This is a genomic window from Enterobacter cloacae complex sp. P18RS (genome assembly GCF_014982105.1).
In the GTDB taxonomy this organism is placed as follows: Bacteria; Pseudomonadota; Gammaproteobacteria; order Enterobacterales; family Enterobacteriaceae; genus Enterobacter; species Enterobacter hormaechei_C.
Genome location: NZ_JADCKV010000025.1, coordinates 90256 through 113936, shown reverse-complemented (window position 1 = coordinate 113936; position 23681 = coordinate 90256). Strand labels below are relative to the sequence as shown.

Below are 23681 nucleotides of genomic sequence, written 5' to 3'. Positions count from 1 at the left end.
TATTTGCCTCTAACCCCAGGAATCCGCACATGCGTATCGAAGAAGATCTGAAGTTAGGTTTCAAAGACGTTCTTATCCGCCCTAAACGCTCTACACTGAAAAGTCGCTCAGACGTTGAACTCGAACGTCAATTCACCTTTAAGCATTCCGGTCAGACGTGGTCTGGCGTGCCGATTATCGCGGCCAACATGGATACCGTCGGGACCTTCGAGATGGCGACCGCACTGGCGCAATTCGACATCCTTACTGCGGTACACAAACACTACAGCGCTGAAGAGTGGGATGCGTTTGTCGCCTCCGCCTCGGCTGACGTGGTGAAGCATGTGATGGTCTCGACCGGTACCTCTGATGCAGATTTCGAGAAAACCAAACAGATCCTGAACGCCAATCCAGCGCTGAATTTTGTCTGCATTGACGTGGCAAATGGTTATTCCGAGCATTTCGTTCAGTTCGTCAGCAAGGCACGTGAGGCCTGGCCAACCAAAACCATCATCGCGGGCAACGTGGTGACCGGTGAAATGTGTGAAGAGCTGATCCTCTCCGGGGCCGACATTGTAAAAGTTGGCATTGGCCCGGGGTCCGTTTGCACCACGCGCGTGAAAACCGGTGTGGGTTATCCGCAGCTGTCTGCGGTAATTGAATGCGCTGACGCTGCGCACGGTCTGGGCGGCCAGATCATCAGCGACGGTGGCTGCACCATGCCAGGCGATGTCGCGAAAGCCTTCGGCGGCGGCGCGGATTTCGTGATGCTCGGCGGCATGCTGGCAGGCCACGAAGAGAGCGGCGGTACCGTGGTGGAAGAAAACGGTGAGAAGTTCATGCTGTTCTACGGAATGAGCTCTGAATCCGCGATGACCCGTCACGTGGGCGGTGTCGCGAAATACCGTGCGGCGGAAGGCAAAACCGTTAAGCTGCCACTGCGTGGTCCGGTCGAAAACACGGCGCGCGATATCCTCGGCGGTCTGCGTTCTGCCTGCACCTACGTTGGTGCTTCCCGCCTGAAAGAGCTGACGAAACGCACGACGTTTATCCGCGTTCAGGAGCAGGAAAACCGCGTATTCAATAGCCTCTGACGGCTACGGCTGGCGCGCGTCCGTGCGCCAGCATTACCCCGCGCTCATTGCATCCCCCAGATGGAAAATCGGCAAATACATTGCCACCACCAGCGTGCCAATAATCAGACCCGTCACGACCAGTAGCAAAGGCTCAAGAAGCGCTGCCAGATTGTCTGCCTGCTGAAATGTCTGTTCCGTATGGTGGCGGGCCAGATTCATCAGCATCACATCCAGTGAACCCGACACTTCTCCGGTGCGAATGAGCTGAATACACAGTGGCGTAAAAACAGAGGCCTTCTGGAAGGAGGACCACACGGGCATCCCCTGTTCGATATCGCTGCGTATCTCACGGAGTTTCTCCTGCCAGTAGCCCCTCTCAACGGTCTCCTCCACACTCTCCAGTCCTTGTAAAAAGGCAATTCCGGCCTGCTGGGTTAATGACAGCACGGTAAAAATCTGTCCCAGTTTTTGCCCGCGCGTCAGCGTGCCCATCACCGGTACGTGTAACAAGACATACTGCCAGCGTGGATGCCGCCGCAGCTTACAGGCGATTACAACCATTGCCACGAGCAGGGCCAAAAGGGTGAGGATATGCGCCTGAACCAAGGCCGCCAGCCCCATGACTGCCTGCGTGAGCAAAGGGAGCGGGGTGTTGAACGTTTTGTAGATTGCAGCAAACTCAGGCAAAACCAGCGTGACCATCGCCAGCACCACGAAAACGGCCAGCGTCAGGATGATCAGCGGATAGCGCAGCGCTTTCTTCACCTTCGCACTGAGCTGCTGCTGGGATTTTTGTTGCTGCGCAAGCTGACGGCAGCAGGCTTCGAGCTTACCCGTCAGCTCACCCGTCTTCACCATTGAGACATAAAGAGGGCTAAACACCTCTGGCCATTTCTTCATGGCCTCTGACAGGGCGCAACCTTCGCTCAGGTCATCAGCAAGACTGTGCAGCAGCGCCTGCCAGTGCTGCAAAGGATGCTGTTCCGCCAGCATGTGCAGGCTTTGGGATAGCGTGAGTCCAGCCTGTAGCAGCGTGGCGAGCTGGCGAAAAATATCGTAGCAGTGCTGCACTTGCCATCGGTGGCGTTGCTGGCAGCGTTTCAGCGCCAGCGGGTGCAGTTGTTTAAGCACCAGAGCCGTGTAAGCTGCGCCACGGTCGATGGCCCAGAGGGTGCCGGTTTGCACCTCCCCCTCGGTGTTCAGGGCACGCCAGCGCCAGAGCGAATTAGCAGCCATCGGGCATTCCCAGGACGCGCAACAGCTCTTCGAGCGTGGTCAGCCCTTGCTCTACGGCCATGCAGCCATGCTCAAACAAAGAGGTCATTCCCGCCTGACGAGCGCTGGACCCAATCACCTCCGTGCTTGCTCCGCTGGCGATGGCCTGCCGCAGCGTGTCGTCGATGACGAGCACTTCAAAAATGGCTACGCGACCATAAAAACCGTGGTAGCAGCGATCGCAGCCGGTGGGTTGCCAGCGAGGAAGCGGCCGGGGCCACAGCGTGCGGGGTAATTCGGTGTGGCGGCTGGCTTCCTGTCGGCAGTACGGACATAAACGGCGCACCAGTCGCTGGGCAATCACCATCGAGAGCGCCGAAGAGATCATCCAGCGCGCGACGCCCATCTGTTGCAGCCGTACCAGCGTTTCAGTCGTCGAGTTAGTATGGAGGGTGGACAGCACCAGATGTCCGGTTTGCGCCGCCTTAATGGCAATTTCTGCCGTTTCGCCGTCACGAATTTCACCCACCATAATGATGTCAGGATCCTGCCTGAGCAGGGCACGCAGCACGCTCTGGAAGGTCAGCCCCGCACGCGGATTAATCTGCGTCTGGTTTAAGCCTGCAAGCGGGATTTCAACGGGATCTTCCACGCTGCAAATATTGACGTCAGGGGTATTTCGCGCCTGTAACGCGCTGTACAGCGTCACCGTTTTCCCGCTACCGGTCGGGCCGGTGACCAGAATCAACCCCTGAGGGCTGTTAAGCGCCCCGGCAAAACGGGCCTGCTGGTCTGCGCTCATCCCCAGCTGTTCAAGCTCCAGTGCCTGCTGTACCTGGTGAAGCAGACGAAGCACGATTTTTTCTCCACCACTACAGGGAAGGGTTGCGATACGAAAAGAGACGGGGACGCTTGCCAGCTCCACCGTAAACTGGCCGTCCTGCGGCAGGCGGCGCTCCGCAATATCCAGTTGGCCCAGCACCTTCAGGCGTGCGGCAAGCGTCGTCCCGAGGGCGGCAGAGATCGGCAGTTGCGGGTAGAGAACACCGTCGATTCGCAAACGGATCTGGTAGCCGTGCTCCGTCGGTTCAATATGGATGTCAGAAGCCCGCTGGTTTACTGCCTGCTGCAAGGTTGTACTGAGCACGTCAGCGGCTGAGTTTGGCGCTATGCCCGGCAGGTGTGATGATGAGACGGACTGAAGCCGTTTTTCCATCCGTTCTGCCGTCCAGCACTCAATATCAATACGCTTCTGCGTGGCGAAGCGTAACGCTTCCATCAGCTCAGAGGCAGGATTACCCACCACCGCAATGCTGATCATATCGGTGTCGCTTGCGAGTAGCAGTGCGTGATGGCGCTGACAGAGCGTCATTAGCTGTTCGGTATTCATTGTCCACTCCTGTCAGTTGTTGTCGAAGCGGAAAACATCTTCACAGGCTTGTCTGAGCGCCGTGTCGGACGCAATTTTGCAGTCACGCGTCCAGCCCGTCATACCGTTACCGTCGCTCCAGATCGGTGTCATGAGCACTTCAAGTCCGTTAAGGCTTTCCTGCCCTGTTAACGATACGGCCCCCTTTGCCACGCTCATCGCTGAAACGTAACGTGTGGTTGTCGGGGAGGGGATGCCATTGGTGCCTGCGTCGCAGCTATCCACACCACCACGATCCAGGGCGCAAAGCTCAATGGCGGTGCGGTAGGGGATGAACGTTTGCAGCATATCGGTGAGCGCCGCTTTTCGCAGGTAGTTCTGATAGGCCGGAACGCCAATGGCGCTCAGGATGGCAATAATGCCAATGACCACCATTAGCTCAATCAGGGTAAATCCTTGTTGTCTGTTCATGTCTGCTCCTTACGTTAAGTGGCGCTACTGTGGCAGTGCCAGCATGCAGAAACGAGGGACAAAAGCGTGAACGTGAAGGGGCTTTCAGGGAAATGATTCAGTGTTGCAGAGAAGGACAGCGTAATTGCGAGCGGTTTCGTATTTCCCCTCTCCGGGCGGAGAGGGGAGGATAATTTATTTGAAGCGCATCGAGAGGTCGAGGGCGCGGACGTGCTTGGTCAGGGCGCCAACGGAGATGTAATCGACGCCGGTTTCAGCAAATTCGCGGATGGTGTCGAACGTCACGTTGCCGGACACCTCAAGCTGCGCCTGGCCGTTTGTGCGTTTGACCGCTTCACGCATCTGCTCCGTGTCGAAGTTATCGAGCATGATGATGTCAGCCCCCGCTTTAATGGCCTCGTCCAGCTCCTCCAGCGTTTCCACTTCCACTTCGACCGGCACATCCGGATGTAGCCAGAAGGCTTTTTCCACGGCCTGACGCACCGAGCCAGAGGCAATAATGTGGTTCTCTTTGATCAGGAAGGCATCGGATAGCCCCAGACGATGGTTGGCACCGCCACCGCAGAGTACCGCGTATTTCAGCGCGGTGCGCAGGCCCGGCAGGGTTTTACGGGTATCCAGCAACTGCGTGCGGGTGCCTGCCAGCAGGTCAACGTAGCGGCGTACTTCACTGGCAACGCCAGAGAGCGTTTGCACAAAATTGAGCGCGGTGCGTTCACCGGTCAGCAAGACGCGGGACGGGCCGTCCAGCTCGAACAGTGGCTGATTCGCCGTGACCGCATCACCGTCTTCAACGTGCCATGTTACCTGCACCTCGTCGCCTGCCAGCTGGGTAAAGACCTCCTCAACCCAGCGTTTGCCGCAGAAAACCCCCGCTTCGCGGGTGATGATCACCGCATGCGAGCGTGTCTCTTTTGGCAACAATTGGGCGGTAATATCGTTATCGGCGCTGACGTCGCCGCCGAGATCTTCTTTCAGGGCATGGGCAACGCTTGCCGGGATATCACTATTAATACGTTCCAGAAGCGCGTCACGTCGGTGGTCGGGGTTATAGCGGCGAGGCGGCATGATAAAACTCCAAATTGGTAACGAATCATAATATTGAAACATGCTACTCTGAACCGAGTAACAGCACCATAGATAAGGAGTTCCAGCATGTTGTTAGAAAACGGATGGCTGGTGGACGCGCGGCATGTACCGTCGCCGCACCACGACTGCCGCCCGGAGGATGAAAAGCCCACACTGCTGGTGGTTCACAATATTAGTCTCCCGCCGGGTGAGTTTGGCGGTCCGTGGATCGATGCGTTATTCACTGGAACGATAGATCCCGATGCCCACCCCTTCTTTGCTGAGATTGCGCATCTGCGCGTATCGGCGCACTGTCTGATCCGTCGTGATGGCGAAGTGGTTCAGTATGTTCCTTTTGATAAGCGAGCCTGGCATGCTGGCGTGTCGATGTATCAGGGGCGCGAGCGGTGCAATGATTTCTCTATTGGAATTGAACTGGAAGGAACGGACACCACGCCTTACACCGATGCGCAATATGAGAAACTGGTTGCTGTAACGCAAACGTTAATCGGGCGCTATCCCGCCATTGCAGACAATATTACAGGGCACAGCGACATCGCCCCGGAAAGAAAAACCGACCCCGGCCCGGCGTTTGACTGGTCCCGGTTTCACGCCATGCTTACCACGTCGTCAGATAAGGAGATAACATGACGTTGTTTACCATGCTGCTGGTTATGATCGCTGAACGCCTGTTTAAGCTCGGCGAGCACTGGCATCTGGATCACCGGCTGGAGGTGTTATTCCGCCGCATCAGGCATTTTTCCATGCTGCGCACGCTGCTGATGGCGGCAGGCGTGATGGCGATTACGTTCCTGTTGCTGCGCTCGCTTTACGGCCTCTTTTTCAACGTGCCGCTGCTGGTGGTGTGGATCCTGCTCGGCGTGCTGTGTATTGGCGCGGGCAAGGTGCGTTTGCACTATCACGCGTATCTGAAAGCCGCTTCCCGGGACGATGCCCACGCGCGCGGCGCGATGGCGAGCGAGTTGACGATGATCCACGGCGTACCGCCGGATTGCGATGAACGCGAGTTTCTGCGGGAGCTGCAAAACGCGCTGCTGTGGATTAACTTCCGTTACTACCTGGCGCCGCTGTTCTGGTTCGTGGTGGGCGGACCCTGGGGGCCGGTACTGCTGATGGGTTATGCGTTCCTGCGCGCCTGGCAGACCTGGCTTGCCCGCTATCTTACGCCGCATGAACGTCTACAGTCCGGCATTGATGCCATCCTGCACGTGCTCGACTGGCTTCCGGTGCGTCTGGTAGGCGTGGTCTATGCCCTCATCGGTCACGGTGAAAAGGCGCTGCCCGCGTGGTTTGTCTCCCTTGCAGACCGCCATACCTCGCAGTATCAGGTTTTAACCCGACTGGCACAGTTCTCGCTGGCGCGTGAGCCGCACACGGATAAAGTCGCAACGCCAAAAGCTGCCGTCTCGATGGCGAAGAAAACATCCTTTGTGGTGGTGGTGATTGTGGCGCTGCTAACGATTTACGGCACGCTGGTCTGAGCCAGCGCGCCGAAGCCGTTACGGCGTATCCGCGGGCGGGATGCCGAAGTCAGGCATCCCGTTTTCGTTCCAGCGGACGAGTTTCAGGCGAGTATGGCGATTGGGATCGTAAAGCGGATCGCCTTCAATTTCAGTGTAGTTTCGCGCGTGGTAGACCAGCACATCTTCGCCTTCCGGCGTCTGCGTAAAGCTGTTATGGCCTGGCCCATACTGACGGTTTTCGTAGCTGGTGACGAACACCGGGCGTGGGGATTTATGCCAGTTAGCCGGGTTTTGCGGATCGGCATTCAGGTCTGCCCACAGTAATCCCATGCAGTAGTTCTCGTCGGTGGCGCTGGCGGAATAGCTGATAAACAGCTTATCGCCATGGAACAGCACCGCCGGGCCTTCGTTGACCCAGAACCCACGGCACTCCCAGTCATATTCCGGTTTACTGAGCATCACCGGCTCGCCTTTCAGCGTCCACGGATTTTCCATTTCACACAGGTAAAGATTGGAGTTACCGGAAATATCCGGGGCTTTTTGTGCCCACAGATACCAGCGTTTACCCTGATGAACAAAGGTGGTGGCATCCAGCGCGAAGGTGTCAAACGGGGTTTTGATTTGCCCTTTTTCCACCCACGTACCGGTGAGCGGATCGCGATCTGCGCATTCAATGGCGAACATGCGATGCTGGAACATCCCGAGCTGATCAAGCGCCTGGGTATGCGTGGCGGCAAAATAGATGTACCACCTGCCGTCGATATGATGCAGCTCCGGCGCCCAGATCAGCTGGCTCATCGGGCCGGTGTCGGGCTTGCGCCAGACAATCACCTCTTCGGCATCGCGTAAACCTTCCAGCGAGTCCGCGCGGCGGATCGCCAGCCGATCGTACTCCGGTACGGAGGCGATAAAGTAATATTGCCCATCGTGACGCAGGATATACGGGTCGGCGCGTTGTTCAATAAACGGGTTTGGCCAGGTTTGCATTCGGCTTTCCTTATTTAGTCTCAGCGGCTTTGAGTTCCTGATAATCGTTCAGCTCGCGATAGTTGGTGCGACGCTTTTCCAGATCGGACTGGATCTGCTTCATGGTCTCACGGTCCACTTTCAGCAGACGTACTACGCCCGCGGTAATTAAGTATCCAATGCCGGGAATGACGGTAAACAGCAGCACGATCCCGTTGATGGCGTCCGCGCTCTGCGCTTTTGCGCCCGCGTCGTAGCCGTACCAGGAGAGCAGGAAGCCGACCATTGCCCCGGCAATCGCCAGACCCAGCTTCAGGAAGAAGATGTTGCCGGAGAAGCTGATCCCGGTGATGCGTTTCCCGGTTTTCCATTCACCGTAGTCGTCCACGTCGGCCATCAGCGACCAGTGCAGCGGTGACGGGATCTGGTGCAGAATGTTCAGCAGGAAGTAGAGCACGACAATGGTTGTCGTCGCTTTCGGGTCGAAGAAGTAAAAGGCGCAGGAGAAAATCGCCAGCACGATGTTGGTCCAGAAGAAGACCTTCAGCTTACACCAGCGGTCGGTCAGCACTTTCGCCAGCATACTGCCGAACATCATGCCGACCACGCCCAGGCTGATAAACAGCGTGGCGAAATGGGTGCTTTGCCCCATGACCCAGGTGACGTAATACATGGTGGCCGCCATGCGGATAAAGCCAGGGCAGACGTTGCACAGGGTTAACAGCAGGATCCGCACCCACTGGTCATTCTTCCACACGTCTTTCAGGTCGTTTTTCAGTTCGTCATGGGTTTGCACTGCCGGACGCACGCGCTCGCGCACCGTGGCGAAGCAGAACAGGAACATGCAGGTACCAATCAGCGCCAGCACGGTCATCGCCATCTGGTAGCCTTTGGCTTTGTTATCCCCACCGAACCAGTCGGCCATCGGCAGGAGCGTTAGCGACAGCAGCAGAGTGGCGATACCAACCATAACAAAACGGTAGGACTGGCAGGCAACGCGCTCTTTCGGATCGTTGGTGATCACGCCGCCCAGCGAGCAGTAGGGAATGTTGATAGCCGTATAGGTCAGCGACAGCAGGAAGTAGGTGACAAAGGCATAGATAACTTTGCTGTTATAGCTCCACTCCGGCGTGGTGAACATCAGAATGCTGAACAGCGCATAGGGGAAGGCAATCCACAGCAGCCATGGACGAAACCGGCCATATTTGCTGCGGGTACGGTCGGCAATCGCGCCCATAATTGGGTCCGTGATGGCATCAATGACGCGTACGGACAGGAGTAAAACGCCAACCAGTGCAGGAGCCAGACCAAAAATATCCGTATAAAAGTAGTTAACAAATAACATGATGGCGCCAAAGATAATGTTGCATCCGGCGTCACCCATGCCATAGCCGATCTTTTCTTTTACTGACAGTTTGTTGTTATTCATCGACAGCTCTCCGGGTTTCGGTATGGAGAGAATTATTCGCTGGCAAACGAATATATGCGTTGCAATATAAAGGCGGTGATATGGAGGATTTTGCTGTAGGCGCGAATTTGTGAGGAAGGTAACAAGACGCTGTACCCGCAACCGCGAGTACAGCGAGAAAACACTTAGTGCGCTTTCACCGTTTTGGCATTTTTCTGTTTCACCATATAACCCACGCCGAGGATCGCAATCCAGACCGGGATCAGGTAGACGGAAATCGCCATGCCTGGGGTGATGAGCATGATGACCAGCACAGCTGCCATGAACAGCAGGCAAACCCAGTTCCCCAGCGGATAGAGCAGGGCAGGGAAGCGCGTGGTTACGCCCTGCTGGTGCTTGGCGCGGCGGAACTTGATGTGCGCGAGGCTAATCATCGCCCAGTTAATCACCAGCGCGGAAACCACCAGCGCCATCAGCAGACCGAAGGCAGATTCCGGTGCCAGGTAGTTAATCAGAACGCACAGCGCCGTCACGACCGCCGACACGATGATGGTATTAACCGGTACGCCACGCTTATCAACGGTAAGCAGCGCTTTCGGTGCGTTGCCCTGTTGCGCCAGGCCGAACAGCATACGGCTGTTGCAGTAAACGCAGCTGTTATAAACGGAGAGCGCGGCGGTCAGCACCACGACGTTGAGCGCGTTCGCCACGAAGGTGTCGCCCAGCTCGTGGAAGATGAGCACAAACGGGCTGGTATCCGCCGTCACGCGCGTCCATGGCAGCAGGGAGAGCAGGACCGCCAGGGAGCCCACATAGAAGATCAGAATACGGTAGATAACCTGGTTAGTGGCTTTCGGGATGCTCTGCTCCGGGTTGTCGGCTTCCGCGGCGGTGATGCCCACCAGCTCCAGACCGCCGAAGGAGAACATGATAATTGCCATCATCATCACCAGACCGGTCATGCCGTGCGGCAGGAACCCGCCTTGCTCCCAAAGGTTGCGCACGGTGGCCTGTGGACCGCCGTTGCCGCTGAACAGCAGCCAGCCGCCGAAGATGATCATCGCTACAACGGCAATCACTTTGATGATGGCAAACCAGAACTCCATCTCACCAAACACTTTTACGTTGGTCAGGTTAATGGCATTGATAATGACGAAGAAGGCCGCCGCAGACGCCCAGGTGGGGATCTCCGGGTACCAGAACTGAATGTATTTCCCAACGGCGGTCAGCTCGGCCATGGCAACCAGAACGTACAGAGCCCAGTAGTTCCACCCCGAGGCGAAACCTGCGAAGCTGCCCCAGTATTTATAGGCGAAGTGGCTGAATGAGCCTGCGACCGGCTCCTCAACAACCATTTCACCTAACTGGCGCATAATCAGAAATGCAATAAAACCCGCAATCGCGTACCCCAGAATAATGCCCGGACCGGCCGACTGGATAACCGATGCACTGCCCAGAAACAGGCCAGTACCAATAGCACCGCCCAGGGCGATGAGCTGTATATGGCGGTTTTTAAGGCCGCGCTTTAGCTGATCGCCATGCTGTTGAGCTTCCATTTGAAACCTCGTGTGTGGTTGTTATGTTCACGCTGTGCGTGTGTAATTATGAAAGTCCATATTCTGTATTTATTTCTTTACGGTTAACGATACCGAAAAAAGCGGAGATGGCTTCCGTTAGCGCAAGAATAGTGGTAAGTGCCAGCGAATGCACCTGCTTTATGAAGGGATGAAGACGACTTGAATAAAAAGAAACCAATTGTAAATCGGTACGTTAACCCCTCATACCCCAACCTATAGAATAGAAATGCGTCAGAAGAGGGCGAATTTTCATTTTTTGCCTTGTTGAATCGCTTCAGATTGCAAAAACCCTCGTTTCATTATGGTTAAAACTGCCTCTTTGGTAGTAACCATTTCATTTGTGCAAAGTTACATTCCTGAAACGTTAGTTCTGTAAGGTTGTTAAAATGTGCCGGGTTTACTGATTTCAATCAAAACCAATATGGACAGAAGGTGAATACTTTGTTACTTTAGCGATACGAACATGAAATTGGTAAGACCAATTGACTCCGGGCAAAAAGGCGTAAGACAGGGAATATGGCCTACAGCAAAATTCGCCAACCAAAACTTTCCGATGTGATTGAGCAGCAGCTGGAGTTTTTGATTCTCGAAGGGACACTGCGCCCGGGCGAGAAGCTCCCGCCAGAACGCGAGCTGGCAAAACAGTTCGACGTTTCACGCCCCTCTCTGCGTGAGGCGATTCAACGTCTCGAAGCAAAGGGCCTGTTGCTCCGTCGCCAGGGTGGCGGAACCTTTGTGCAAAACAGCCTGTGGCAGAGCTTCAGCGACCCGCTGGTAGAACTTCTCTCTGACCACCCAGAATCCCAGTTTGATCTGCTTGAGACCCGTCACGCGCTGGAAGGTATCGCGGCTTATTACGCCGCCCTTCGCAGCACTGATGAAGACCGCGTACGTATTCGCGAGCTGCATCAGGCCATTGAACGGGCACAGCAGTCCGGCGATTTAGACGCCGAGTCCAATGCCGTCGTCCAGTATCAAATTGCCGTCACCGAAGCGGCGCACAACGTGGTGCTCCTCCATCTGCTACGCTGCATGGAGCCGATGCTGGCCCAGAACGTTCGTCAGAATTTTGAATTGTTGTATGCCCGTCGGGAGATGCTCCCGCTGGTAAGCAACCATCGCACCCGAGTATTCGAGGCGATAATGGCCGGGGAACCGGAGCAGGCGCGCGAAGCGTCGCACCGCCATCTGGCTTTCATTGAGGAAATCTTGCTGGACCGCAGCCGTGAACAATCGCGTCGCGAACGTTCATTACGCCGCATACAGCAACGAAAGGATTAAGCGCCAGGTACTTTTAGAGCGCGGCAACTAAACGCAGAACCTGTCTTATTGTGTTTTCTGGCGAAAATACAATGGGACAGGTTCCAGACAAATCAACGTATTAGATAGATAAGGAATACCCCCATGTCAGAACGTCTCCAAAATGACGTGGATCCGATCGAAACTCGCGACTGGCTACAGGCGATCGAATCGGTCATCCGTGAAGAAGGTGTTGAGCGCGCTCAGTATCTGATTGATCAGCTGCTTTCAGAAGCACGCAAAGGCGGCGTGAAAGTGGCTTCAGGTGCAGGGGCTAGCAACTACGTAAACACGATTGCCGTCGAAGACGAACCGGAATACCCGGGCAATCTGGATCTGGAACGCCGTATCCGTTCTGCTATCCGCTGGAACGCCATCATGACCGTTCTGCGCGCATCCAAGAAAGACCTGGAACTGGGTGGCCACATGGCGTCCTTCCAGTCTTCTGCGACCATTTACGAAGTGTGCTTCAACCACTTCTTCCGTGCAGCTAACGAGAAAGATGGCGGCGATCTGGTGTACTTCCAGGGCCACATCTCTCCGGGCATCTATGCACGTGCCTTCCTGGAAGGTCGTCTGACTGAAGAGCAGATGAACAACTTCCGTCAGGAAGTTCACGGTAAGGGTCTGTCTTCTTACCCGCACCCTAAACTGATGCCTGAGTTCTGGCAGTTCCCGACCGTATCTATGGGTCTGGGTCCAATCGGTGCGATCTATCAGGCTAAATTCCTGAAGTACCTGGAACACCGTGGTCTGAAAGACACCTCTGAGCAGACCGTTTACGCCTTCCTGGGCGACGGTGAAATGGATGAGCCAGAATCTAAAGGCGCGATCACCATCGCGACCCGTGAGAAGCTGGACAACCTGTGCTTCATCATCAACTGTAACCTGCAACGTCTGGATGGTCCGGTAACCGGTAACGGCAAGATCATCAACGAACTGGAAGGCATCTTCGCAGGTGCTGGCTGGAACGTGATCAAAGTGATGTGGGGCGGTCGTTGGGATGAGCTGCTGCGCAAAGACACCAGCGGTAAACTGATCCAGCTGATGAACGAAACCGTTGACGGCGACTACCAGACCTTCAAATCCAAAGACGGTGCCTACGTTCGTGAGCACTTCTTCGGCAAATATCCTGAAACCGCAGCCCTGGTTGCAGACTGGACTGACGAGCAGATCTGGGCGCTGAACCGCGGTGGTCACGATCCGAAGAAAGTTTACGCTGCACTGAAAAAAGCGCGTGAAACCAAAGGTAAAGCGACTGTGATCCTGGCCCACACCATTAAAGGTTACGGCATGGGTGATACCGCAGAAGGTAAAAACATCGCTCACCAGGTTAAGAAAATGAACATGGACGGCGTGCGTTATATCCGCGATCGTTTCAACGTTCCAGTGACCGATGAGCAGGTAGAAAAACTGTCTTACATCACCTTCCCGGAAGGTTCTGAAGAGCACAAGTACCTGCACGAACGTCGTCAGGCGCTGAAAGGCTACCTGCCTGCTCGTCAGCCTAACTTCACCGAGAAGCTGGAACTGCCAGCGCTGGAAGATTTCTCTCAGCTGCTGGAAGAGCAGAACAAAGAGATCTCTACCACTATCGCTTTCGTTCGTGCCCTGAACGTGATGCTGAAGAACAAGTCGATCAAAGATCGTCTGGTTCCAATCATCGCCGACGAAGCGCGTACTTTCGGTATGGAAGGTCTGTTCCGTCAGATCGGTATCTACAGCCCGAACGGTCAGCAGTACACCCCGCAGGACCGTGAGCAGGTTGCATACTACAAAGAAGACGAGAAAGGTCAGATCCTTCAGGAAGGTATCAACGAACTGGGTGCAGGCGCATCCTGGCTGGCTGCTGCGACTTCTTACAGCACCAATAACCTGCCGATGATCCCGTTCTACATCTACTACTCCATGTTCGGGTTCCAGCGTATCGGTGACCTGTGCTGGCAGGCAGGCGACCAGCAGGCTCGCGGCTTCCTGATCGGTGGTACTTCTGGTCGTACGACCCTGAACGGTGAAGGTCTACAGCACGAAGATGGTCACAGCCACATTCAGTCTCTGACTATCCCTAACTGTATCTCTTACGACCCGTCTTACGCGTACGAAGTGGCAGTCATCATGCATGACGGCTTGCAGCGCATGTACGGTGAAGCGCAAGAGAATATTTACTACTACATCACCACCCTGAACGAAAACTACCACATGCCGGCAATGCCAGCAGGTGCCGAGGAAGGTATCCGTAAAGGTATCTACAAACTCGAAACCATCGAAGGTAGCAAAGGTAAAGTTCAGCTGCTGGGCTCCGGTTCTATCCTGCGTCACGTTCGTGAAGCAGCGCAGATCCTGGCGAAAGACTACGGTGTGGGTTCCGATGTGTACTCTGTTACCTCCTTCACTGAACTGGCGCGTGATGGCCAGGATTGTGAGCGCTGGAACATGCTGCACCCAATGGAAACCCCACGCGTTCCGTACATCGCTCAGGTGATGAACGACGCGCCAGCGGTGGCGTCTACTGACTATATGAAACTGTTCGCTGAGCAGGTTCGTACTTACGTTCCAGCTGATGATTATCGCGTACTGGGTACTGACGGCTTCGGTCGTTCTGACAGCCGCGAAAACCTGCGTCACCACTTCGAAGTTGATGCTTCCTACGTGGTAGTAGCAGCACTGGGCGAACTGGCTAAACGTGGCGAAATCGATAAGAAAGTGGTTGCAGACGCAATTACCAAATTCAACATCGATGCAGATAAAGTTAACCCGCGTCTGGCGTAAGAGGTAAAAGAATAATGGCTATCGAAATCAATGTACCGGACATCGGGGCTGATGAAGTTGAAATCACCGAGATCCTGGTCAAAGTGGGCGACAAAGTTGAAGCTGAACAGTCGCTGATCACCGTAGAAGGCGACAAAGCTTCTATGGAAGTCCCGTCTCCTCAGGCTGGCATCGTTAAAGAGATCAAAGTCTCTGTTGGCGATAAAACCGAGACCGGTAAACTGATCATGATTTTCGATTCCGCCGACGGTGCAGCAGCTGCTGCACCTGCGCAGGAAGAGAAGAAAGAAGCAGCACCTGCTGCTGCTCCAGCAGCGGCCGCGGCAGCGAAAGAAGTGAACGTGCCTGACATCGGCGGTGACGAAGTTGAAGTCACTGAAATCCTGGTGAAAGTGGGCGATACCGTTGCGGCCGAGCAGTCACTGATCACCGTAGAAGGCGACAAAGCCTCTATGGAAGTGCCGGCACCGTTCGCGGGTACCGTTAAAGAGATCAAGATCAACACCGGCGACAAAGTGTCTACAGGTTCCCTGATCATGATTTTCGAAGTGGCGGGCGCTGAAGGCGCTGCGGCTCCAGCGAAAGCGGAAGCTGCTCCGGCTCCGGCTGCTGCACCAGCGGCTGCTGGCGGCGTGAAAGACGTTAACGTACCGGACATCGGCGGTGACGAAGTTGAAGTGACCGAAGTGATGGTAAAAGTGGGCGACAAAGTTGCCGCTGAACAGTCACTGATCACCGTTGAAGGCGACAAGGCTTCTATGGAAGTCCCTGCGCCGTTCGCGGGTACCGTTAAAGAGATCAAAATCAGCACCGGCGACAAAGTATCTACCGGCTCTCTGATCATGGTCTTCGAAGTGGAAGGCGCAGCACCTGCCGCCGCTCCAGCTGCCGTGGCTGCTCCGGCACCGGCTGCTGCACCGGCTCAGGCTGCTAAACCGGCTGCTGCCCCTGCTGCTAAAGCAGAAAAATCTGAGTTCGCTGAAAACGACGCTTACGTCCACGCGACTCCGCTGATTCGTCGCCTGGCGCGCGAATTCGGTGTGAACCTGGCGAAAGTGAAGGGCACTGGCCGTAAAGGCCGTATCCTGCGCGAAGACGTTCAGGCTTACGTGAAAGACGCGGTGAAACGCGCCGAAGCTGCACCTGCTGCTGCCGGTGGCGGTATCCCGGGCATGCTGCCATGGCCGAAAGTGGACTTCAGCAAGTTCGGTGAAATCGAAGAAGTGGAACTGGGCCGTATCCAGAAAATCTCGGGTGCTAACCTGAGCCGTAACTGGGTAATGATCCCGCACGTTACCCACTTCGATAAGACCGATATCACCGATCTGGAAGCGTTCCGTAAACAGCAGAACGCCGAAGCTGAGAAGCGTAAGCTGGACGTGAAGTTCACTCCAGTGGTCTTCATCATGAAAGCGGTTGCCGCTGCCCTTGAGCAGATGCCTCGCTTCAACAGCTCCCTGTCCGAAGACGGCCAGAAGCTGACGCTGAAGAAGTACATCAACATCGGTGTTGCGGTTGATACGCCAAATGGTCTGGTTGTTCCGGTCTTCAAAGACGTGAACAAGAAGAGCGTCACTGAGCTGTCCCGTGAACTGACCACCATCTCCAAAAAAGCGCGTGATGGTAAGCTGACTGCCGGCGAAATGCAGGGCGGCTGCTTCACTATCTCCAGCATCGGCGGCCTGGGTACCACCCACTTCGCGCCGATTGTGAACGCGCCGGAAGTGGCTATCCTCGGTGTGTCCAAGTCCGCGATGGAGCCGGTATGGAATGGCAAAGAGTTCGTGCCGCGTCTGATGATGCCAATCTCTCTGTCCTTCGACCACCGCGTGATCGACGGGGCTGATGGTGCGCGTTTCATCACCATCATCAACAACATGCTGAGCGACATTCGCCGCCTGGTGATGTAATCGAAAAGCCGGCCAGTCGGCCGGCTTTTTTCTGATAATCTCATGGGGTTTTTGAGGTTATTGGTGAAAGCGATAATTCGTGAGCCGTTTGTTGTTTCAAAATTGTTAACAATTTTGTAAAATACGGGCGGATAGAACGACCCGGTGGACGACGGGTATACATTAAGAGGTCATGATGAGCACAGAAATCAAAACTCAGGTCGTAGTACTTGGGGCAGGCCCGGCAGGTTACTCCGCAGCATTTCGCGCCGCGGATTTAGGTCTGGAAACCGTCATCGTAGAACGTTACAGCACCCTCGGCGGTGTTTGTCTGAACGTCGGCTGTATCCCTTCTAAAGCGCTGCTGCACGTAGCGAAAGTTATCGAAGAAGCCAAAGCGCTGGCTGAACACGGTATCGTCTTCGGCGAGCCGAAAACCGACATCGACAAAATTCGTACCTGGAAAGAGAAAGTTATCACTCAGCTGACCGGCGGTCTGGCGGGTATGGCCAAAGGCCGTAAAGTGAAAGTGGTAAACGGTCTGGGTAAATTCACCGGTGCGAACACCCTGGAAGTGGAAGGCGAAAACGGCAAAACCGTGATTAACTTCGACAACGCGATCATCGCGGCAGGCTCTCGCCCAATCGAACTGCCATTCATTCCACATGAAGATCCACGCGTGTGGGATTCCACCGATGCGCTGGAGCTGAAAACCGTTCCTAAGCGCCTGCTGGTTATGGGCGGCGGTATCATCGGTCTGGAAATGGGTACCGTGTACCATGCGCTGGGTTCAGAGATCGACGTGGTTGAAATGTTCGACCAGGTTATCCCGGCTGCCGACAAAGACATCGTTAAAGTCTTCACCAAACGCATCAGCAAGAAATTCAACCTGATGCTGGAAACCAAAGTGACTGCCGTTGAAGCGAAAGAAGACGGTATTTACGTTTCCATGGAAGGCAAAAAAGCCCCATCCGAACCACAGCGTTACGACGCCGTGCTGGTGGCTATCGGTCGTGTGCCGAACGGTAAAAACCTCGACGCGGGCAAAGCTGGCGTGGAAGTGGACGACCGTGGCTTCATCCGCGTTGACAAACAGCTGCGCACCAACGTGCCGCACATCTTTGCTATCGGCGATATCGTCGGTCAGCCAATGCTGGCGCACAAAGGTGTTCACGAGGGTCACGTTGCCGCTGAAGTTATCGCCGGCATGAAGCACTACTTCGATCCGAAAGTGATCCCATCTATCGCCTACACCGAGCCAGAAGTGGCATGGGTCGGTCTGACTGAGAAAGAAGCGAAAGAGAAAGGCATCAGCTACGAAACCGCCACCTTCCCGTGGGCTGCTTCTGGCCGTGCTATCGCATCCGACTGCGCAGACGGTATGACCAAACTGATCTTCGACAAAGAGACTCACCGCGTGATCGGTGGTGCGATTGTCGGTACCAACGGCGGCGAGCTGCTGGGTGAAATCGGTCTGGCTATCGAAATGGGCTGTGACGCGGAAGACATCGCGCTGACCATCCACGCTCACCCGACTCTGCACGAGTCCGTGGGCCTGGCGGCAGAAGTGTTTGAAGGTAGCATCACCGACCTGCCAAACGCGAAAGCGAAGAAGAAATAAGTTTCTTCAGATGAAAAAAGCGGCCTCAGGCCGCTTTTTTTATGCGCCGCGTTCAGGGGGGTGACAGGCTGCCAGGTTTTATCCGGGTAGTATGCAGCGAGCGCCTGCGCTTTTTGTGCCGAATCGTTGCCGAGATTTGCCTGATGCACCTTGTCATCCTGGTTAACGACAAAGCTCATTACCCCCGTCTGACCATAGCTCACGGGCCAGGCAACCATCGCAAAGCCATTTTTATCCGGCAGAATGCGGAACCGATAGCCGTGATAGCCCATACCCGGCTCCGGCGGGCTGAAGGCGGGACCTAGCGGGCTTGGCGCTTCGCCCGGCGAGATGGGCCAGTACAGGCCGTCTTTTAGCCCTGGCGTGCTGACAATCTTCTGCGCATAGCGGTGGTTCATGGCGTAGTAGCTCTGCTGTGCGTCGACGTAGGCGTGCAGCGCTTCGATAGCCGCGAGTTCGTTGCGGCCGATTTCGCGGGTCAGGATCTCATCAGCCGCTTTCTGCATATCAAATTGCCAGCCCACTTTTTTCTTCACTACCGGTATGGGGAGTTGCCAGCCGTTATCGCCAACTGACAGATGGGCAATATCGCCGCTGATTTCGGTACGATGGTTAATCTTCCAGTCACGCAGGAATCGAGCTACCGCCTCCGGATCAACCCCTTCAGGTGGCAGATAGTCGCGCCAGTTATCCCCCAGCAGGTCGGCCATCGCGCTCTCATTCTGCTCGCTGATGGCCTTCGTCAGGGCATTGGCCGCCTGCTCAGGCGTGGAGAAAGATTGCTGGGCGCAGGCGAAGGTGGATACCATCAACAACAGCATTCCACCGATCGGTTTCATGTTCATAGCGGCTTCCTTAACGACGATGGAATTCACGGTGTTCGGTATGATGTTCGGACAGCTGCTGGCGGCTTTGCAGCCCGCGCTGGTGCTGGGCCTGCCAGTTGGCCGAGCGGCTGTCGTTGCCGCTCAGGGCGTTTGCCCGCAGCGGCTGATGCTGAACCTGCGTCGGGCGTCTGGCTTGCGCAAGAGTATTATTCATCTGCTGTGCGTGGGGCCGCGCGCTGTCGTAGCCGCGATAGTTGCTGCGCTGAGAGAGCTGCTTCAGCTGCTGCGCGGACGCTGAATGTTGCGGGAAATGCGCGTCGCCATGCTGTAGCTGTGTGAGGGTTTTGCCCGTCGACTGCTGTATCTGCGCCATCGCAGCCTGCCGCTGGCTATCGCGGTTGACCGTCTGCTGCCGGGTAGCGCTCAGCCCTCCCGGCACTGAAGTCTGATGATAGCGGCTGGCAAGCTGGCTATTGGCGTAGGGCACGCCGTTGCGGTAGGCCGGATTATGCTGCCAGACCTGATGATTATCGGTACGGTGCTCGCCGGTGATCTTGTTGAAGTTATTAACATTAATATTAATGTTATCGCCGTTATGCGAATAACCGCCGTGGTGATCGTCATCATGATCGTGATGATGTTCGTCGTCATCGTCCCAGTCTATGTTACTGAACAGCGCATAGGTAGTGGCTACGCCGAGGCTATAGCCAAAGCCTCTGACAAAACTATTGGTAAACTGCTGGCCGGGAGACGGGGGCAGATACACAGGCGGATAGCTGGCGTTTGGCCACGTGCCGTAAACGGTGGAAGGGTTGTAGGTAGGGACATAAACCACCTGTGGATCGGCTGGCTCAATTTTAATCACCGTCGGACTAGCCGACGTTGACGTCGCGGCTGTACTGGCGGAGGCTGGCGCAGATTTTTTCACGGTGGTGACGGTCTGCTGCGGGGTGGATTGCAACGTGCCTGTCTGCTGCGCGAGCAGGCGCAGACGCTGCACGGAATCCATCACATCCTTTGGCTGGGCCAGAAAGGCGTCGCCGAGGCTCTGTACCCACGACGGGTTTTCTCCCATCAACGACATTAACTGCGGAAAGGCGACCAGCGATTTCACGCTGGCATCCCATGGCTGCCCGCTGACCGCCTGAATGGCGGTATCGCCCTGAATTTTAGGGTTGTCCTTTGACCACTGGGCGGCCTGAATCACGCTCGCCGGATAGGTTGAGGCCATCAGAATTTGCGACAGCAGCGCGTCGGGATAGAGCGCAATGGGCGCTGTCCACTGATCGATCTGCGCGGCGGTATAGGCCGGAGTCGCCACCGGGGCAGGTTGTGCTGTCGGGGCGGGGAGCTGCGGGGCTACCGGCGCAGGTGCGGGAGCGGGTTCCGTTGCGCGGCTTTTAACGAACATGACGCCCGAGGCGGCAAACAGCCCCGCACTGCAAAGCAGAACAAGAAGATGTGGTTTAAAAGGCAACTTCATAGATTGACTCCAACGAGACGAGTGCAGTGCCGTGAGGCGTTGCTGTTGCCGCGAGTATCATTCACCCGTGTTTTACAGTTTTAACTTTTGTTGGGAAAACCTCCGAAGCATCCGGATAAAGAGTGTGAGTATTTATTACACAATTATATCGGACGGCTGAGCAGGCGACGGACATTCAGAAGGCCGCTCTTGCGAGCGGCCAGCAGCTAGCTGCTGGGGTGGCGACAAACTTACGGAACTGCTTTCGGGCCCGGTGACGGGGTGCTATACCATGCTTAACGATTCAGCAAATTTTTTAATGTTGCTTTTTTGTAAACAGATTAACACTGTGCAGAAATCCTGCTATGCTGCCCGACGCGGTATCGGGCATTTACCCTACAAACTGCTGTCTCACAGGAGCGTGAAGAGAACGCCCGCCGCATATGACAATGAGAGCGAGGAGAACCGTCGTGCTAGAAGAATACCGTAAGCACGTAGCAGAACGTGCCGCCGAGGGAATTGTACCCAAACCGTTAGATGCAACCCAAATGGCCGCGCTCGTCGAGCTGCTGAAGAACCCGCCTGAGGGCGAAGAAGAATTCCTGTTAGATCTGCTGATCAACCGTGTACCGCCTGGCGTAGATGAAGCTGCCTACGTAAAAGCCGGATTCCTTGCCGCCGTTGCCAAAGGCGAAGCCACCTCCCCACTGGTTACTCCTGAAAAAGCGATTGAACTGCTCGGCACCATGCAGGGCGGCTATAACATTCATCCGCTGATTGACGCGCTGGATAACGACAAGCTGGCGCCAATTGCTGCCAAAGCGCTCTCTTCAACGCTGCTGATGTTCGATAACTTCTACGATGTGGAAGAAAAAGCCAAAGCAGGCAACGTTTACGCGAAGCAGGTGATGCAGTCCTGGGCCGATGCCGAATGGTTCCTGAACCGCCCTCAGCTTGCTGAAAAAATTACCGTTACCGTCTTTAAAGTGACCGGTGAAACCAACACCGATGACCTTTCTCCGGCGCCGGATGCATGGTCTCGCCCGGATATCCCACTGCACGCCCTGGCGATGCTGAAAAACGCCCGTGAAGGCATTGAGCCGGATCAGCCAGGCGTGGTTGGCCCGATCAAACAGATCGAAGCCTTGCAACAAAAAGGTTTCCCGCTGGCTTACGTCGGTGACGTGGTTGGTACCGGTTCTTCCCGTAAATCCGCCACCAACTCCGTGCTGTGGTTCATGGGCGACGACATTCCGCACGTGCCGAACAAGCGCGGCGGCGGCCTGTGCCTCGGCGGCAAAATTGCGCCAATCTTCTTCAACACCATGGAAGATGCGGGCGCGCTGCCAATTGAAGTGGACGTGAGCAACCTGAACATGGGCGACGTGATTGACGTTTACCCGTATAAAGGCGAAGTGCGCAACCACGAAACCAACGAACTGCTGGCCAGCTTCGAACTGAAAACCGACGTGCTGATCGACGAAGTGCGTGCCGGTGGCCGTATTCCGCTGATCATCGGCCGTGGCCTGACCACCAAAGCGCGTGAAGCGCTGGGTCTGCCGCACAGTGACGTATTCCGTCAGGCGAAAGACGTGGCCGAGAGCAACCGCGGTTACTCTCTGGCGCAGAAAATGGTGGGTCGCGCCTGCGGCGTCACTGGTATCCGTCCTGGCGCGTACTGCGAACCGAAAATGACCTCCGTGGGGTCTCAGGACACCACTGGCCCAATGACCCGTGATGAACTGAAAGACCTGGCGTGCCTGGGCTTCTCTTCCGATCTGGTGATGCAATCCTTCTGCCACACCGCGGCGTATCCGAAGCCGGTTGACGTAACCACGCACCACACGCTGCCAGACTTCATTATGAACCGTGGCGGTGTCTCCCTGCGTCCGGGCGACGGCGTTATCCACTCCTGGCTGAACCGCATGCTGCTGCCGGATACCGTCGGTACCGGCGGTGACTCCCATACCCGTTTCCCAATCGGGATCTCCTTCCCGGCGGGTTCCGGTCTGGTGGCGTTTGCCGCAGCGACCGGCGTGATGCCGCTGGATATGCCGGAATCGGTGCTGGTGCGCTTCAAAGGTAAAATGCAGCCGGGCATTACCCTGCGCGATCTGGTGCACGCGATCCCGCTGTATGCCATTAAACAGGGTCTGCTGACCGTCGAGAAGAAAGGCAAGAAAAACATCTTCTCTGGCCGCATTCTGGAAATTGAAGGTCTGCCGGATCTGAAAGTGGAGCAGGCGTTCGAGCTGACCGATGCCTCTGCCGAGCGTTCTGCGGCGGGCTGTACCATCAAGCTGAACAAAGAGCCGATTATTGAGTATCTGACCTCCAACATCGTGCTGCTGAAGTGGATGATAGCGGAAGGCTACGGCGACCGTCGTACGCTGGAGCGTCGTATTCAGGGCATGGAAAAATGGCTGGCGGATCCGCAGCTGCTGGAAGCCGACGCTGACGCAGAGTACGCGGCGGTGATTGAGATCGATCTGGCGGATATCAAAGAGCCAATCCTGTGTGCGCCTAACGATCCGGACGATGCGCGTCTGCTCTCTGACGTGCAGGGCGATAAGATCGACGAAGTGTTCATCGGCTCCTGTATGACCAACATCGGCCACTTCCGTGCTGCCGGTAAGCTGCTGGATACCCACAAAGGCCAGCTGCCGACCCGTCTGTGGGTGGCGCCGCCAACCCGTATGGATGCGGCGCAGCTGACCGAAGAGGGCTACTACAGCGTGTTTGGTAAGAGCGGGGCGCGTATCGAAATCCCTGGCTGTTCCCTGTGTATGGGCAACCAGGCGCGCGTGGCCGACGGTGCGACGGTGGTTTCCACCTCAACCCGTAACTTCCCTAACCGTTTAGGAACCGGGGCGAACGTTTACCTGGCCTCTGCGGAGCTGGCGGCGGTTGCGGCGCTGATTGGCAAACTGCCAACGCCGGAAGAGTACCAGACCTTTGTGGCTCAGGTAGATAAGACGGCGGTGGATACTTATCGTTATCTGAACTTCGACCAGCTCTCTCAGTACACCGAGAAGGCTGACGGGGTGATCTTCCAGACCGCAGTATAAATGCTACCCTCTCCCGTGGGAGAGGGGCTGGGGGTGAGGGCACCAGACCGCTCCGCACCTGACCCATTGCCCGGTGGCGCTACGCTTACCGGGCCTACAAAACCCATCGCAACGTCGGTGGGTTTTTTATTTT

16 protein-coding genes and 1 pseudogene are annotated in these 23681 nt (G+C 55.9%); 8 read left to right on the top strand and 9 right to left on the bottom strand.

Going from position 1 to position 23681, the window contains the following annotated elements; genetic code table 11:
* Positions 1-29 precede the first annotated feature (29 nt).
* Entirely contained in the window at positions 30-1073 is a 1044-nt protein-coding gene (locus INF61_RS18835) for a GMP reductase (protein ID WP_017383777.1), read from the top strand.
* Between the two features lie 33 nt (positions 1074-1106).
* On the opposite strand, the gene hofC is transcribed toward INF61_RS18835, so the two are convergent.
* From hofC to nadC, 4 genes are all read right to left on the bottom strand, one after another.
* Positions 1107-2291, bottom strand: coding sequence for a protein transport protein HofC (gene hofC / locus INF61_RS18830; protein ID WP_045350067.1), 1185 nt, complete (start codon positions 2289-2291; stop codon positions 1107-1109).
* Positions 2281-3660: a type II secretion system protein GspE gene (gene gspE, locus INF61_RS18825; protein WP_015572679.1), complete on the bottom strand. Its 1380-nt coding sequence runs from the start codon at positions 3658-3660 to the stop codon at positions 2281-2283. Before gspE ends, hofC begins: the two co-directional genes overlap by 11 nt.
* A 12-nt stretch (positions 3661-3672) precedes the next feature.
* Positions 3673-4110, bottom strand: coding sequence for a prepilin peptidase-dependent pilin (gene ppdD / locus INF61_RS18820; protein ID WP_015572680.1), 438 nt, complete (start codon positions 4108-4110; stop codon positions 3673-3675).
* A gap of 174 nt (positions 4111-4284) precedes the next feature.
* The gene (nadC, locus tag INF61_RS18815) at positions 4285-5178 is read right to left on the bottom strand and encodes a carboxylating nicotinate-nucleotide diphosphorylase (RefSeq protein ID WP_015572681.1); all 894 of its coding nucleotides are present in this window, start codon (positions 5176-5178) and stop codon (positions 4285-4287) included.
* A gap of 87 nt (positions 5179-5265) precedes the next feature.
* Here nadC and ampD point away from each other — a divergent pair, with 87 nt between their 5' ends.
* A complete protein-coding gene (gene ampD, locus INF61_RS18810) occupies positions 5266-5829 on the top strand; it encodes a 1,6-anhydro-N-acetylmuramyl-L-alanine amidase AmpD (RefSeq protein WP_017694507.1) in 564 nt (187 codons plus the stop codon).
* On the top strand, positions 5826-6680 hold the full coding sequence (ampE, locus tag INF61_RS18805) for a beta-lactamase regulator AmpE (protein WP_003856320.1): 855 nt from the start codon (positions 5826-5828) through the stop codon (positions 6678-6680). Before ampD ends, ampE begins: the two co-directional genes overlap by 4 nt.
* A gap of 18 nt (positions 6681-6698) precedes the next feature.
* On the opposite strand, the gene INF61_RS18800 is transcribed toward ampE, so the two are convergent.
* The 3 genes from INF61_RS18800 to aroP form a co-directional block, all read right to left on the bottom strand.
* Positions 6699-7649, bottom strand: a complete 951-nt coding sequence (locus tag INF61_RS18800) for a family 43 glycosylhydrolase (RefSeq protein ID WP_033486449.1) — start codon at positions 7647-7649, stop codon at positions 6699-6701.
* A 10-nt stretch (positions 7650-7659) separates the two neighbouring features.
* Positions 7660-9057 (bottom strand): glycoside-pentoside-hexuronide (GPH):cation symporter, encoded by a 1398-nt coding sequence (locus INF61_RS18795; RefSeq protein ID WP_047718814.1) that lies wholly within the window; start codon positions 9055-9057, stop codon positions 7660-7662.
* Positions 9058-9221: 164 nt separating this feature from the next.
* Positions 9222-10592 carry an aromatic amino acid transporter AroP gene (gene aroP, locus INF61_RS18790; protein ID WP_193547998.1) on the bottom strand — a complete coding sequence of 457 codons (1371 nt, stop codon included), beginning with the start codon at positions 10590-10592 and terminating at the stop codon, positions 9222-9224.
* 537 nt (positions 10593-11129) lie between these two features.
* Here aroP and pdhR point away from each other — a divergent pair.
* The 4 genes from pdhR (at position 11130) to lpdA (ending at position 18191) form a co-directional block, all read left to right on the top strand.
* Positions 11130-11894: a pyruvate dehydrogenase complex transcriptional repressor PdhR gene (pdhR, locus tag INF61_RS18785; RefSeq protein WP_015572686.1), complete on the top strand. Its 765-nt coding sequence runs from the start codon at positions 11130-11132 to the stop codon at positions 11892-11894.
* A 123-nt stretch (positions 11895-12017) separates the two neighbouring features.
* Positions 12018-14681: a pyruvate dehydrogenase (acetyl-transferring), homodimeric type gene (gene aceE / locus INF61_RS18780; RefSeq protein ID WP_003856315.1), complete on the top strand. Its 2664-nt coding sequence runs from the start codon at positions 12018-12020 to the stop codon at positions 14679-14681.
* A 14-nt stretch (positions 14682-14695) separates the two neighbouring features.
* Entirely contained in the window at positions 14696-16591 is a 1896-nt protein-coding gene (gene aceF, locus INF61_RS18775; protein ID WP_047062348.1) for a pyruvate dehydrogenase complex dihydrolipoyllysine-residue acetyltransferase, read from the top strand.
* Positions 16592-16766: 175 nt separating this feature from the next.
* Positions 16767-18191 carry a dihydrolipoyl dehydrogenase gene (gene lpdA / locus INF61_RS18770; RefSeq protein ID WP_003856313.1) on the top strand — a complete coding sequence of 475 codons (1425 nt, stop codon included), beginning with the start codon at positions 16767-16769 and terminating at the stop codon, positions 18189-18191.
* 56 nt (positions 18192-18247) lie between these two features.
* Here the strand turns inward: lpdA and INF61_RS18765 are convergent.
* Both INF61_RS18765 and INF61_RS18760 read right to left on the bottom strand, forming a co-directional pair.
* Positions 18248-19036, bottom strand: a pseudogene (locus INF61_RS18765) (DUF2950 family protein); the annotation flags it as partial.
* Between the two features lie 10 nt (positions 19037-19046).
* Positions 19047-20501 (bottom strand): DUF3300 domain-containing protein, encoded by a 1455-nt coding sequence (locus INF61_RS18760; RefSeq protein ID WP_193547997.1) that lies wholly within the window; start codon positions 20499-20501, stop codon positions 19047-19049.
* Between the two features lie 449 nt (positions 20502-20950).
* Here INF61_RS18760 and acnB point away from each other — a divergent pair, with 449 nt between their 5' ends.
* On the top strand, positions 20951-23548 hold the full coding sequence (gene acnB / locus INF61_RS18755; RefSeq protein WP_017383766.1) for a bifunctional aconitate hydratase 2/2-methylisocitrate dehydratase: 2598 nt from the start codon (positions 20951-20953) through the stop codon (positions 23546-23548).
* Positions 23549-23681: the final 133 nt, after the last annotated feature.